Origin of the sequence: Variovorax paradoxus EPS (assembly GCF_000184745.1) — a bacterium.
Lineage (GTDB): Bacteria > Pseudomonadota > Gammaproteobacteria > Burkholderiales > Burkholderiaceae_C > Variovorax > Variovorax paradoxus_C.
Map to the genome: position 1 here is coordinate 6407746 of NC_014931.1, position 12589 is coordinate 6420334.

The window sequence follows — 12589 nt, forward strand, 5'->3', positions numbered from 1 at the left end:
TAAAATTCGGGCATGAGCTTTTCCACCGTCTCCGCCCTCTCCCCCCTTGACGGCCGCTATGCGGCCAAACTCGCGGCCTTGCGCCCGCTGATGAGCGAACAGGGCTACATGCACCGTCGCGTGCAGGTCGAGGTGGCGTGGTTCATTGCGCTGTCCGACTGCGGGTTCGCCGAATTCAAGCCCCTCACCGGCGGCGCCCGCAAGTACCTGCTGGGCTTGGTGTCCCACTTCTCCGAGGCCGATGCGCTGGCCATCAAGGAGATCGAAAAAACCACCAACCACGACGTGAAGGCCGTCGAGTACTGGATCAAGTCGAAGTTCGAAGCCCGGCCCGAGCTGCTCGCCGCCGCCGAGTTCGTGCACTTCGCCTGCACCAGCGAAGACATCAACAACACCAGCCACGCCCTGCAGATCCAGGCCGCGCGCGAAAAGGTGGTGCTTCCGGCCATCGACGGCCTGATCGCCAAGCTGCGCGAAATGGCGCACCAGTTCGCCGGCGTGTCGATGCTCTCGCGCACCCACGGCCAGACCGCCAGCCCGACCACCGTCGGCAAGGAAATCGCCAACGTGGCGGTGCGCCTGTCGAAGGCCCGCGCGCAGATCGCCTCGGTGCAGCTCCTGGGCAAGATGAACGGAGCCGTCGGCAACTACAACGCCCACCTGGCCGCCTGGCCCGACTTCGACTGGGAAGCCTTCAGCCGCAAGGTCATCGAGACGCCCGCGCCGCTGGGTCTCGGCCTGAGCTTCCAGCCGTACAGCATCCAGATCGAGCCGCACGACTACATGGCCGAACTCTTCGACGCGGTGGCGCGCGCCAACACGATCCTCATCGACTTCTCGCGCGACGTCTGGGGCTATGTGAGCCTGGGCTACTTCAAGCAGCGCCTGAAGAAGGGCGAGATCGGCTCCTCGACGATGCCGCACAAGGTCAACCCGATCGACTTCGAGAACGCCGAAGGCAATCTGGGCCTGGCCAACGCGGTGCTGCGCCACCTGAGCGAGAAACTCCCCATCAGCCGCTGGCAGCGCGACCTGACCGACAGCACGGTGCTGCGCAACATCGGCGTGGCTTTCGGCTACGCCACGCTGGCCTATGCGAGCCTGGCCACCGGCCTCGGCAAGCTCGAACTCAACGAAGAGGCGCTGGCCGAAGACCTGAATGCCTCGTGGGAAGTGCTGGCCGAGCCGATCCAGACCGTGATGCGCCGCTACGGCGTGCAGGGCGCCTACGAGCAGTTGAAGGAAGTGACGCGCGGCAAGACCGTCACGGCCGAGGCGCTGCATGGCTTGATCCGCTCATTGGCCATTCCGGATGAGGAAAAAGCCCGCCTTCTGGCCATGACACCTGCCAGCTACGTCGGCAAGGCCGCAGAGCTCGCCACTAGAATCTGAGCCCCCGTGCATCGATCCACCAACCGCCGCGAGCGGTTGGCCGGACTCGCACACAAACCCCGACTTTTCCAGCCAACGCGCCCTTTCAGGGACGCGCCAGCCGACAACCATGACGGGACTCCTCGAGGTCCCCGTGATTCATGCTGCGCGCTCCGCTGCGACGTCTCTGGCTGAAAATCCACCGCTGGACCGGGCTCACGCTCGGCCCGATCCTGGCCCTCACCGCGCTGCTCGGCGCGGTGCTGGTGGTGGCCCAGCCGATCGACCGCCAAGTCCATTCCGATCTTTTCGTCTCGCGCAGCGCGGGTGATGCCATCGCGGCCGCCGCCGCGCTGCCGCTCGAGCCGCTGCGCCAGCGCATCCTGGGCGAGTTCGGCCCCGACACCAACTTCACGCTGCGGCCGCCGCACCACGCCGACGAAACGCTCTGGGTGCTGGTGCGCGGCAAGTGGAGCGGCACGCTCTATCTCGACCCCGCCAGCGGTGCCGAGCAAGGCCGGCGCGGCACCGAGGAAGGTTTCTACAACCTCGCCTACAAGCTCCACAACAGCCTGCTGCTCGAGGGCACCGGAAAGGGCATCCTGGCTTTCGTGGCCCTGTCCTACCTGTTCCTGCTGGTGACGGGCCTGGTGCTGTGGTGGCCGGTGCGCTGGCCGCCGTCGCTGCGCATCGTGCTGAACCGCGGCCTCTTGCGCGGGTTGTTCGACCTGCACCGCACGGGCGGCGCGGTGCTCGGCCTCCTGATCGCAGTGTCAGTGGCCACGGGCGCCTACATGGCCTGGCGGCCGCTGGGCGATTTCATCTCCGCCGCCATGGGACAGAAGCCGGTCAAGGCGCCGGCCATCGCGAAGGGCAGCGCAAGCGGCCCGCGCATGCCGCTCGACGAGATCGTGGCGCGCGCCCAGAAAATCTACCCCGGCCAGCCGATCGGCTACGTGCTGGTGCCCGGCAAGGCGGACCGGCCGGTTCGCGTGCGCTTCCGCCTTGCGGACGATCCGCACCCGAACGGCATCAGCTCGGTGTGGCTCAACCCCGTCAGCGGCGAAGTGCTGGCCGCGCGCAAGTGGCAGGACCTCGACGCCGGCAACGGCGCGGTGGCGGTGATCTTTCCGCTGCACACGGGCGAGCTGGGCGGCGTGGCCCACCAGGTCGTCACAGCGCTGCTCGGCCTTGCGCTCGGCGGCCTGGGTTTCAGCGGCATCTGGCTCTGGTGGCGCCGACGCGCCATGGCCGCCGCGGCCCGCCGCAACAACAACGCGCTTTCCAGTCGAACGACGTCCTGAAGAAGAAGCCCCACGGCCCGCAACAGGTTTTTAGTTTTCACCCCGGAGGATTTCCCCCTTGTTCCCGCACAAACGCACCGCCATCGCGATGGCCCTGTTGCCCCTGAGCCTGCAGAGCTTCGCAGCCGACGCAGAACCTGCCGCCGACCCGTCGAAGTCGCTGGACACCATCACCGTCACCGGCGACTGGCTCGCCAGCCCCAACGAAACCAAGGTGCTCGAGCACGCCGGTGCGCGCAGCATCGTCGAGCGCAGGCAAATCCAGGAAAGCGGCGCCTCCAGCGTGCGCGACGTGCTGCGCCAGATTCCGGGCGTGCAGGTGCAGGAGAGCAACGGCACCGGCGGCAGCGACATCTCGCTGAACGTGGGCGTGCGCGGCCTGACCGCCCGGCTGTCGCCGCGCTCGACCATCCTGCTGGACGGCGTGCCGCTGGCCTATGCGCCCTACGGCCAGCCGCAACTGTCGCTGGCGCCGCTGTCGCTCGGCAGCATCGAGACGGTCGACGTGGTGCGCGGCGCGGGCTCGGTGCGCTATGGCCCCCAGAACGTGGGCGGCATCATCAACTTCGTGACGCGCGCGATCCCCAAGCAGTTCTCGGGTGAAGTCGGCGTGGGCATCGAAGGCGCCGGCCACGGCGGCGGCACCAAGACCACGCCCACGCTGTTCGTCGGGGGCACCAACGACAAGGGCCTGGGCCTCGCGCTCTTGTATTCGGGCACGCACGGCGACGGCTTTCGCCAGAGCAACGACCACACCAGCATCGACGACCTGATGCTCAAGGGCGCCTACCGCATCTCGAACACCGACGACATCGCCATTTCGCTGCACCACTTCGAAGGCAAGGGCCGCATGCCGGGCGGGCTGACCACCGCGCAATTCGCGGCGAACCCGTTCCAGTCGGCCCGCCCCTTCGACGAATTCACCGGCAGCCGCACCGACGGCTCGATCAAGTACACGCACAACGATGGCGTGAACAAGTTCGAGATGCTGGGCTACTACACCGACTCGTTCCGCAGCAGCTACCTGGAGCAGGAAGGCACCGGCACCAACGCCGGCAAGCGCCGCCTGACCAGCTCGCCGCGCAACTACAAGACCTTCGCCATCGAGCCCCGGTATTCGCGCCTCTTCGATTCGGGCAGCGTGGTGCAGGAAGTCAGCGTCGGTTTCCGGTACCTGCGCGAACAAGCCTCCGAGGTGGCAACGCGCACGGTCTACTACACGCCCTCGCCTCTGGAAAACGCCTACAACCGCACCCAGTCCCCCTTCCAGACCAGCAAGGGCGGCACCGTCGCCCACGCGTTCTACATCGACGACCGCATCGACTTCGGCAACTGGACGGTCACGCCCGGCGTGCGCTACGAATCCTTCAGCTCGCACAACGACGTGTTCACCGTGGCGAACAACCGCATCACGACCGCGATCTACCCGAAGATCGATTCCAACGAAGTGCTGCCGACGCTCTCGGTGCTCTACCGCGCGAGCGAGCGCTGGTCGCTGTTCGCGAATGCCGGCGTGTCGTTCGGCCCGCAGCAATACGCCCAGCTCGCGCAGTCCACCACCAGCTTGCATCCCGAGAAGGCCAAGACCTACGAAATCGGCACGAAGTACAAGGGCGAAGCCTGGAGCGGCGAGCTGACGCTGTTCAACATCAACTTCGACAAGGAGCTGCTGCTGGCGCGCTCCATCACCGGCGACGTCGGCCAGTGGACCGACCTGGGCGCCACGCGCCACCGCGGCCTGGAATCGGCGCTGCGCTACGACCTCGGCGACCTGAGCGCATCGCTCAAGGGCCTGTCGGTGTCGGGCACGTACACGTACACGCAGGCCACCTCCAAGGCCGGCAACTTCGCCGGCCGCGACCTGCCGTTCTACTCGCGCCAGATCCTGACGCTCGGCACGCGCTACGAGCGCGGGCCGTGGACCTTCAATGCCGACATCTACGCGCAGTCCAAGCAGCGCTCGCCGGGCTCGCCGGAAGACGGCAAGCCGTACATCACGCTCGAAGATTCGAACGGCCGCTTCGGCAACATCCCGGGCTACAGCACCGTGAACCTGCGCGCGGCCTACGACTTCGGCCCGTCGATGAGCAACCTGAAGCTGGCCGTCGGCATCAAGAACCTGTTCGATCGCCGCTACTACAACCGCTCGGTGGACAACAACGGCGGCAAGTACGTCGGCCAGCCGCGCACGCTGTACCTGCAGGCGTCGGTGGCGTTCTGAAGCCAGGGGAGCGCGGGCATACACTCGCGCACCCATGGCCCTCAAATCCACCATCTTCAAGGCCACCCTCGCGGTGGCCGACATCGACCACGGCTACTACGCCGACCATGCGCTGACCCTGGCGCGCCACCCGAGCGAGACCGACGAGCGGATGATGATCCGGCTCGTCGCGCTCGCACTCAACGCCCACCAGCTGCAGGACATCTGCCAGGGCGACGGCACGCTGGCCTTCGGCGCGGGCCTCTCGAACGTCGAGGAGCCCGACGTGTGGCTGCGCGACTTCACGGGCGAGGTCAAGATCTGGGTCGAGGTCGGCCAGCCCGAGGACAAGCCCATCATCAAGGCCTGCGGCAAGGCGGACGAGGTGATCGTCTACTGCTTCAACCACGCGGCCGAGATCTGGTGGCGCGGCATCGAGAACAAGCTCACGCGGCCGCAGAACCTGAAGGTCTATCGCGTGCCGACTGAAGCCTCGCAGGCACTGGCCGCGCTCGCGCAGCGCAGCATGCAGCTGCAGGCGACGATCCAGGAAAACACGCTCACTTTGGGCGACGGCACGAACAGCATCGACGTCGAACTGCTGCGCTGGAAGTAGCGCTTCGGCCTCCGCAGCGCTAGGCGGCCGGCATCATCTCGCCGCACTGCCAGCACTGCTCGAAACCACCCTCGATCCGCTCGCCGCACACGCACTGCCAGTCGTGCTGCGGCCGGTGCTGCACCGCATGCAGCAATTCCTTGGCGCGATCGAACTGGCTCTCGTCGTCGATCCAGATTTCCGGCAGGCACTGGTCGGGCGGCAATTGGCCCATGACGGCGCCGAGGAACTCGCGCTGCACCGTGGCTTCGACACCGTCCTCGCGCAGGGCGTGCACCCACAGGGTCGCGATGGCGAGATTGGGCGCTTGGGCAAGACGACGCACGGCGATGGCCTCTTAAGGCGTGTCGTCGGGACCGAGGGGTTCGGCGGGGTCGTCGGGCCCATCAGGCCACTTGGGCGGTTCTGCTTCGCGCGCCCGCTCGGCGTACTTGTTGAAGCGCCAGGCCGAGTCTTCCATCGTGATGCGGCGCCAGGTCACGCGCTTCTCGACCGGCGTCATCGCGGGCCAGTGCTGCACTTCGTCGAAGCTGCGGCCGCAGCCCTTGCATTCGTCGTCGCCCTGGCTGGTGGAGCAGATCGCGATGCAGGGCGTGTCGGGGGTGCTGTGGTACCAGTCGAGCCATGCGGCCCAGGCCTTGGGCGGAAAGCCGACCTCGTCGACCTCATCTTCGTGGTGGAACACCATGAGCGCGTAGACCTCTGCCAACGCGCGCAATTCGGGCGCCAGCGTGATGCCGTCGGGCGAGGGACTTTTCGCGCGCCAGTGGTTGATGGCGGCCTCGATGTCAGTGATGTGAATGGCGGCCATGGGGGAGTGAAAAAGCAGCGAGCGGCGATCATAGTCCGCCAATGTCCCGCAGCCTCGAAGGGGCATGGGCGCTACAAATCGAATAGCACGAGAGTCCCTGTTCATAGGCCCTCCTGGCCGGTTCTCTTCGGGTGGCTGAAAACTTTCGGTTGCCACGCCGCGAGCTTCGATGCTTTAATCCCGCCCACGAAGGGGAGTAGCTCCCGACCGCCGTGGACAACGGCGGACATCGACAGGTCGTCAATACGAAGCACAACACTTCCGGCCTTTCGGACAACGCATGCGCACTGGCGCAGGCGCTGTCGAGCAAGACCTTCGATTTGAACCTGCGCAGGTTTGGTCGAAGCGTTCGCAAGTCCCCGGAGTCCACACCCGGCGCCTTCGTTTCCTCGCTTTCGACCAGCCCCGTGCGGGATGAATCGAAACGCATCGATATGCGCCTGCCCGTCGCGATCCAATCAAGGAACGGCAGGAACGGCGCGAAGACAAGAGGAAGCTATGGAACAGTTCATGACCCCGGAATTCTGGGTCGCCGTCGGTCAGATCATCATGATCGACATCCTGCTGGGCGGCGACAACGCCGTCGTCATCGCGCTGGCGTGCCGCAAGTTGCCGCCCGCCCAACGCACCCAGGGCATCCTGTGGGGAACCGCCGGCGCCATCGTGCTGCGCGTGATCCTGATCTTCTTCGCGCTCACGCTGCTGGCCATTCCGTTCCTGAAGCTGGTGGGTGCCCTCCTGCTGTTGTGGATCGGCGTGAAGCTGCTCGCTCCCGAACATGACGACGCGCACGGCAACATCACCGGCAGCGACAAGCTGTGGGGCGCCGTCAAGACCGTGATCGTGGCGGACCTCGTGATGAGCGTGGACAACGTGATCGCCATCGCCGGCGCCGCACAGGGTGCGGGCGAAGGCCACCAGATGCCGCTCGTGATCTTCGGCCTCTTGGTGAGCATTCCGATCATCGTCTGGGGCAGCCAGCTGGTCATCAAGCTGATGGACCGCTTCCCGCTGATCATCACGCTGGGCGGCATGCTGCTCGGCTGGATCGCCGGCACGATGGCCGTGTCCGACCCGGCTCTGGCGAACCCCACCAACTGGACCTGGGTGCCGAAGGTGCCGCAGACCGACACCATCAAGTACGCAGCCGGCATCGGTGGCGCGCTGCTGGTGCTCGCGATCGGCAAGTGGGTGGCCATGCGCCAGGCCCGCAACAAGCCGGAAACGGCTGTGACGACCGGCTGAGCACTGGCATACCCCATTGATCGCCAGAAACTTCGCTGAGAAACTTTCCTGTCCAAACCAGTCTCTGCCACTCTAACTATCTGAAGGAGCACTCATGGAAAAGATCATTCTTTATGTCGACGACGCCGTGTATGCCAGCGAGCAGTTCGCCGAACTCGCGCCGGATGCCAACAGCGTCGTGGCGCGCCATTGGGTGCTCGTGGCCTGCGCGCCGCGCATGACGCATCGCATCAGCAAGTGGGTGAGCCACAGCGCACGCGAGAACTGGCGCGCCAAGTGGTTCAGCAAGGTGCAGGCGCAGTTGCTGCCCCTCCTCGAGCGCAACGGCGGCCAAGTGACGCCGGTGCTGGCCAAGGGTCCGCTTGCGGAACTGACGGTGCAACTCAAGCGCGAGCACGGTGCATCGCACGTGGTCGATGCGCGTCGCCCGAAGATCGGCGTCGACCTGGAACCGGTCACGCCCGACCAGACGCCCGCGCACCAGTCGGGCTGGGCCTTTCCCGGCGCCGTGATGGGCATGGGCGCATTGCTGGTGCTGGCGAACGAACTGGCCGAGTAAGCACAAGGCAGACACCCTTCTGACGAGCCCCGGTGCGGCAACGCACCGGGGCTCGTTGTTTTGGGGGCTCTGGGGTATCCTGCGCCGCATGCGCATCATCCTCAAATGGCTGCTCAGCGCCGTCGCGCTGCTGGCGGTGGCTTATCTCTACCCAGGTGTCCAGGTCGCGAGCTTCGGCTCCGCACTCATCGCAGCCGCGGTGATCGGGCTGCTCAACATGATCGTGCGGCCGGTGCTGGTGGTGCTGACATTGCCGGTCACCATCGTCACGCTCGGGCTCTTCCTGTTCGTGATCAATGCGCTGCTGTTCTGGGCCGCGTCGGGGCTTCTGGGCGGCTTTCACGTCAACGGCTTCGTGGCCGCGCTGATCGGCTCGCTGATCTACTCGCTGCTCGGCCTTCTCATCGAGACCGCGCTCGGCGGCCTTCTCTCCAAGCGCTGAGCGCAACGGTTACTTTAGCGGCGGCTCTTCCGCCTGCTGCTTGACCAGCACATCGACGGCGCGTGCGCGGGTGTCGATGATCGACGCCTCGTAGTGATCGATCGGCGCGCCCGAAGCGCCCGACTTGCGCACCAATTCCTGCGCCGCCTTGAAGCGATCGCGCGCCGCGGGGTAATCGAGGATCGCCACGTTGGCTTCGGCGTCGGCGCGCACCGCCCGCAGCGTGTCGTTCTGCGCGCCGTACAGGTTGCCCAGCACGCGCCACGCCGTGGCATCGCGCGGATTGGCGGCCACCCAGTCGCGCAGCACGGGAATCATCGGCTCGGGCTGGCGCGTGGCGGTCGCGGCTTCGGCCGCAAGGATCATCTCGGGACGCTCCTTCGACCTGGCATCGAGCAGCGCGGCCGCCTTGGCCGGGGCGCCGGCGGCCAGTTCGATCTCGGCACTGAGCCATCGCGCCTGCTTCGCCGCAGCCGGGTCTTCCGCCGTGCGCGCGACGAGCCGCTCGGCCAGTGCACGTGCCGACTTGTAGTCGCGCAACTCCTTGGCGGCCAGCGCCGCCGCGTAGAGTGTGCCGGCCTGCTGGGGCGGCGTGCTCTTGCCGAACTCGCCGCTGCCGGCCGACTGAACCCACAGGCGCAGCACATCGACGCCCGGCCGCGTCAGCACGCGGGCACGCGAGGCGATCATCGCGTGGTCCATCGCGAGCGGGAGCGCTGGGGCCGTGTCCATACGGAACTGGAACCGGCCCTGCATGTCGGAAATGCGCTCGGTCGTGAGCGGATGGCTGCGCAGGTACGGATAGGAGCCGTTGTCGTTCAGGCGCGAGGCGTACTGCAGCTTCTCGAACATGGCGGCAGCGCCCTGCGGCGCAAAGCCCGCCTGCGTCATCACGCCGAAGCCGATGCGGTCGGCCTCGCGCTCCATGTCGCGCGAGAAGCTCAGCTGGTTCTGCATGAAGAGCGCCTGGCTTCCCATGATCATGGCCTGGCCGGCGTCGCTGTTGCGGCTCTTGCTGGCAGCGATCATCCCGAGGATGAGGCCCGCGATCATCAGCGGCATCTGCTTGCCCTGCTTGCTCATCATCCGGGAGATGTGGCGCTGCGTGACGTGCGAGAGCTCGTGGCCGAGCACCGTTGCCAGTTCGTCGCGGCTGCCCACCGCGGCCACCAGCCCGAGGTTCAGGCCGAGATAGCCGCCCGGCAGCGCAAAGGCGTTGATGTTGCGGTCGCGGCCCAGCACGACGATCCAGGCGAAGCGCTCGTCCAGCTCGGGCGTGAGTTCGCCGCGCGCGCGGGCGGCGGTCAAGAGGCGCTGCCAGATCTCTTGCACGTAGGCGGCGATCACCGGATCGTCGATGTAGTCGGTGTCGCGATAAAGCTCGCGGGCGATCTGGTCGCCGAGGCTGCGCTCGGCGCTGGCGGTCATTTCGCCGCCGTCGCCAAGGCCGGGGAGGATCGACTGCATCTGCGCGCCGGCGGGTATCGGCAGCAACGCCTGGGCCGCTATCAAAACGGAAGCGCATAGCGCGCGCAGGGTGGGCGTTGCGGTGGTCTTTGGCTTTGCGGAGGGAGTCAAGCGCAGCATTCCTCGTCCATGGCTCGGGCTCGTATGATGCATCTTCAAATCGAACGTTCACCCATGAGCGCCGCGCCGGACGGCCGCAGCAAGCTCGACGCGGTGCGCAGCACGAAGGTACCCAATCCATGAACACCCTCACCCACTTCGACGCCCAAGGCCAGGCCCACATGGTCGACGTCGCCGCCAAGCCCGCCACCCACCGCGTGGCCGTGGCCACGGGACGCATCGAGATGCAGGCGGCGACGCTCGCGTTGATCGAATCCGGCACGGCGAAGAAGGGCGATGTGCTGGGCATCGCGCGGATCGCCGGGATCCAGGCGGCGAAGAAGACGAGCGATCTGATTCCGCTGTGCCATCCGCTGGCGCTGACACGGGTCGCCGTGGCGTTTGCGCTGGCGGATGCGGGCAGTGCGCCGCAAGTGGCTTGCACGGCGACCGTCGAAACCGTCGGGCCTACAGGCGTGGAGATGGAAGCGCTGACTGCGGTGCAGGTGGCGCTATTGACGATCTACGACATGTGCAAGGCGGTGGACCGGGGGATGCGGATCACCGATGTGCATGTGTTGGAGAAGCATGGGGGGAAGTCGGGGAGCTGGGTGGCGGCTGCCGACTGAGCGCCCCGCTGGCGCTTCGGCGAAAAAAGGAAGAAGCCTACGGCGCAGGCGCATCGCCCGGCTTTTCGTCCAGCCATCGGGCGAACGCGGCTGGAAATGCAATCCTGAAACGCGCGGCCTGAGCCCGGGCCTCGTCATCCAGCCCCAGCAATTCGGCGCTTTCGATCAGCTTGACGATGACGCGCGGCTCGGGCGAAAAATGCAATGTGCGTTCTGCCAGTGCATGCATCCTCGCCGCATTGGCTGGCGTCACGTCGGTCAGCGTGAGTTCTGCGAAGTCCACCTGACGCGCAAAAAGCCATGAGCCCTCGAGTTTGGAAAGCGTGTCGTCTGCGTAGGCAGGCAGGCGCTCGTCGCGCGGAAGGTAGATCTGGCTGATGCGGATGTAGTCCCAGCTGGCGTAGGCGACGATGGCCAGCAGGACTGCGGCCATCAACGAAGGCAACGCACGGGTTTCGCGCCATCTTGGCTTCGTGCCCGTCGGGACAGCGCGACTGCCCACGCCCACCGCGGGCCACAGGATTCCGAGGCACAACCCGAACACCAGCTGGAACGGTCCGTACCAGAGCGGGTACTCGAGCAGGCTGTGAAGAACGATCGCCCCGAGCATGCCCCACGCCATCAAGCGGGTGGGGTCTCGCTCTCGCCAGGGCTTTGCAGCGATCACCATCCAGATGAATCCTCCGCAGATCAGGACGGCCGCGGGGATGCCCAGCTCGACGGCGAGGTGCAGCGGCAGGTTGTGGGCGTTGTCCAGGATCTCGGTGAAGCGCGCGCCGGAATAGGAAGTGGTGAAGTGCGCAAAGCTCAGCTCGCCCCAGCCCCATCCTGTCCAGGGGCGCTCGGCGATCAGGGTGAGCACGTTGTGCCAGAGGACGAGCCGGCCGTGAACATCGGCCGTCCTGGTTTGCAGGCGTTGAAGCATGCCTTCGACGCCGCTGCCTAAGAAGTGCGGCAATGCCCAGGCGATGGCGAAGTAGAGCGGGATCATCGCCAGCAATGCGAGCGGCGATGGGAGGCTGAAGCTTGGGGCTGGAGCGCCAGGCGGCGCGGCGCGGCGCTCGCGATGGGCGATGAAGCTCGCTACGGCGACGATCGACAGAAGTTGCAACAGGCCCGTCCGCGAGGTCGATGCGGCGGCAGCGATCAGCAGCAACACGACGGCCGCCACCAGTGCACGCCGCGTGCGGGACGAGGCTGGTGCACGCGTGGCGTGGAGCCACAGGGCCGCAATGATCGCCATGCTGATCAGCGTGGCGAATTGGTTGCGCTGGCGGAGGTTGCCGTAGGCCCGTCCCAGCGGAGGCGAGGTGGTCCAAGGAACCAATGGCTCAGCCAGGCCGTAGTACTGAAGCAATCCAAGAACGGCGCTGAGCAGACCGGCAACGAGGAGGCCGCTCGCAAACATCGAAAGAAAAGACTCCCTGCAGCGCAACAGGCCGGCGCCCGGGCACGCGGCGACAGCAACGCCGGCCACCACAGCACAGGTCGGCAGCCAGAGGAACGCCAGTGCTCCGTTGCGCGGAAGAACGACGGCCATCGCGACGACCGCCAGCCATAGCCAGAGTTGGCGTGCGGGACGGGCCACAGGCCCCATCGCGAGCAGCCCGGCAACACATGCCCAAGTCGCAAGCAACTGCCAGACATTGACCGATGGGCCGGCGACGACTGGACAGAGAAAAGGGAATGCGAAAAGGCCTGCGCGCACCACATGGCCGGTATCTGCAAGAGAGGCGGGCGCCTCGAAGGGCGCGGCTCGAGGCGTCATTCAATCCATTGTGCCAACCCCGGCTTGCAGCGAGGGATGGACCAAGGCATGACATCGATGCCCGGGGGATCAACACTC

Annotated in this window: 12 protein-coding genes; 8 read left to right on the plus strand and 4 right to left on the minus strand. The window is 66.4% G+C overall.

Annotation, left to right across the window (positions count from 1 at the left end; genetic code table 11):
• The first annotated feature begins 12 nt into the window (after positions 1-12).
• The 4 genes from purB to VARPA_RS29390 all read left to right on the plus strand — a co-directional run bounded on the left by purB (position 13) and on the right by VARPA_RS29390 (position 5491).
• A complete protein-coding gene (gene purB / locus VARPA_RS29375; protein WP_013544232.1) occupies positions 13-1392 on the plus strand; it encodes an adenylosuccinate lyase in 1380 nt (459 codons plus the stop codon).
• Between the two features lie 140 nt (positions 1393-1532).
• Positions 1533-2675: a PepSY-associated TM helix domain-containing protein gene (locus VARPA_RS29380; protein WP_013544233.1), complete on the plus strand. Its 1143-nt coding sequence runs from the start codon at positions 1533-1535 to the stop codon at positions 2673-2675.
• 88 nt (positions 2676-2763) lie between these two features.
• A complete protein-coding gene (locus VARPA_RS29385) occupies positions 2764-4896 on the plus strand; it encodes a TonB-dependent receptor family protein (protein ID WP_049794563.1) in 2133 nt (710 codons plus the stop codon).
• Between the two features lie 34 nt (positions 4897-4930).
• Positions 4931-5491, plus strand: a complete 561-nt coding sequence (locus tag VARPA_RS29390) for a YaeQ family protein (RefSeq protein WP_013544235.1) — start codon at positions 4931-4933, stop codon at positions 5489-5491.
• Between the two features lie 19 nt (positions 5492-5510).
• Here the strand turns inward: VARPA_RS29390 and VARPA_RS29395 are convergent, their stop codons facing one another.
• Both VARPA_RS29395 and VARPA_RS29400 read right to left on the minus strand, forming a co-directional pair.
• Entirely contained in the window at positions 5511-5816 is a 306-nt protein-coding gene (locus VARPA_RS29395; RefSeq protein WP_013544236.1) for a putative signal transducing protein, read from the minus strand.
• 12 nt (positions 5817-5828) lie between these two features.
• Positions 5829-6302 carry a DUF3717 domain-containing protein gene (locus tag VARPA_RS29400; protein WP_041943095.1) on the minus strand — a complete coding sequence of 158 codons (474 nt, stop codon included), beginning with the start codon at positions 6300-6302 and terminating at the stop codon, positions 5829-5831.
• A gap of 498 nt (positions 6303-6800) precedes the next feature.
• Between VARPA_RS29400 and VARPA_RS29405 the strand changes: the two genes are divergently transcribed.
• From VARPA_RS29405 to VARPA_RS29415, 3 genes are all read left to right on the plus strand, one after another.
• A complete protein-coding gene (locus VARPA_RS29405; protein WP_013544238.1) occupies positions 6801-7547 on the plus strand; it encodes a TerC family protein in 747 nt (248 codons plus the stop codon).
• Between the two features lie 94 nt (positions 7548-7641).
• The gene (locus tag VARPA_RS29410; protein ID WP_013544239.1) at positions 7642-8106 is read left to right on the plus strand and encodes a hypothetical protein; all 465 of its coding nucleotides are present in this window, start codon (positions 7642-7644) and stop codon (positions 8104-8106) included.
• Positions 8107-8194: 88 nt separating this feature from the next.
• Positions 8195-8548, plus strand: coding sequence for a phage holin family protein (locus VARPA_RS29415; RefSeq protein ID WP_013544240.1), 354 nt, complete (start codon positions 8195-8197; stop codon positions 8546-8548).
• Positions 8549-8557: 9 nt separating this feature from the next.
• Here the strand turns inward: VARPA_RS29415 and VARPA_RS29420 are convergent, their stop codons facing one another.
• Positions 8558-10135 carry a M48 family metalloprotease gene (locus VARPA_RS29420; RefSeq protein WP_013544241.1) on the minus strand — a complete coding sequence of 526 codons (1578 nt, stop codon included), beginning with the start codon at positions 10133-10135 and terminating at the stop codon, positions 8558-8560.
• A 119-nt stretch (positions 10136-10254) separates the two neighbouring features.
• On the opposite strand from VARPA_RS29420, the gene moaC reads away from it, so the two are divergent.
• Positions 10255-10743, plus strand: coding sequence for a cyclic pyranopterin monophosphate synthase MoaC (moaC, locus tag VARPA_RS29425; protein WP_013544242.1), 489 nt, complete (start codon positions 10255-10257; stop codon positions 10741-10743).
• Between the two features lie 37 nt (positions 10744-10780).
• On the opposite strand, the gene VARPA_RS29430 is transcribed toward moaC, so the two are convergent.
• Positions 10781-12511: a PglL family O-oligosaccharyltransferase gene (locus VARPA_RS29430; protein WP_049794484.1), complete on the minus strand. Its 1731-nt coding sequence runs from the start codon at positions 12509-12511 to the stop codon at positions 10781-10783.
• Positions 12512-12589: the final 78 nt, after the last annotated feature.

Excerpts from the sequence above, each read along its gene's own strand:
- VARPA_RS29415 (WP_013544240.1), top strand. The coding sequence starts at position 8,195 with ATGCGCATCATCCTCAAATGGCTGCTCAGCGCCGTCGCGCTGCTGGCG.
- VARPA_RS29390 (WP_013544235.1), top strand. The coding sequence starts at position 4,931 with ATGGCCCTCAAATCCACCATCTTCAAGGCCACCCTCGCGGTGGCCGAC.
- VARPA_RS29430 (WP_049794484.1), bottom strand. The coding sequence starts at position 12,511 with ATGACGCCTCGAGCCGCGCCCTTCGAGGCGCCCGCCTCTCTTGCAGAT.
- VARPA_RS29400 (WP_041943095.1), bottom strand. The coding sequence starts at position 6,302 with ATGGCCGCCATTCACATCACTGACATCGAGGCCGCCATCAACCACTGG.
- VARPA_RS29405 (WP_013544238.1), top strand. The coding sequence starts at position 6,801 with ATGGAACAGTTCATGACCCCGGAATTCTGGGTCGCCGTCGGTCAGATC.
- VARPA_RS29380 (WP_013544233.1), top strand. The coding sequence starts at position 1,533 with ATGCTGCGCGCTCCGCTGCGACGTCTCTGGCTGAAAATCCACCGCTGG.
- VARPA_RS29410 (WP_013544239.1), top strand. The coding sequence starts at position 7,642 with ATGGAAAAGATCATTCTTTATGTCGACGACGCCGTGTATGCCAGCGAG.
- moaC (WP_013544242.1), top strand. The coding sequence starts at position 10,255 with ATGAACACCCTCACCCACTTCGACGCCCAAGGCCAGGCCCACATGGTC.
- VARPA_RS29420 (WP_013544241.1), bottom strand. The coding sequence starts at position 10,135 with ATGCTGCGCTTGACTCCCTCCGCAAAGCCAAAGACCACCGCAACGCCC.
- VARPA_RS29385 (WP_049794563.1), top strand. The coding sequence starts at position 2,764 with ATGGCCCTGTTGCCCCTGAGCCTGCAGAGCTTCGCAGCCGACGCAGAA.
- purB (WP_013544232.1), top strand. The coding sequence starts at position 13 with ATGAGCTTTTCCACCGTCTCCGCCCTCTCCCCCCTTGACGGCCGCTAT.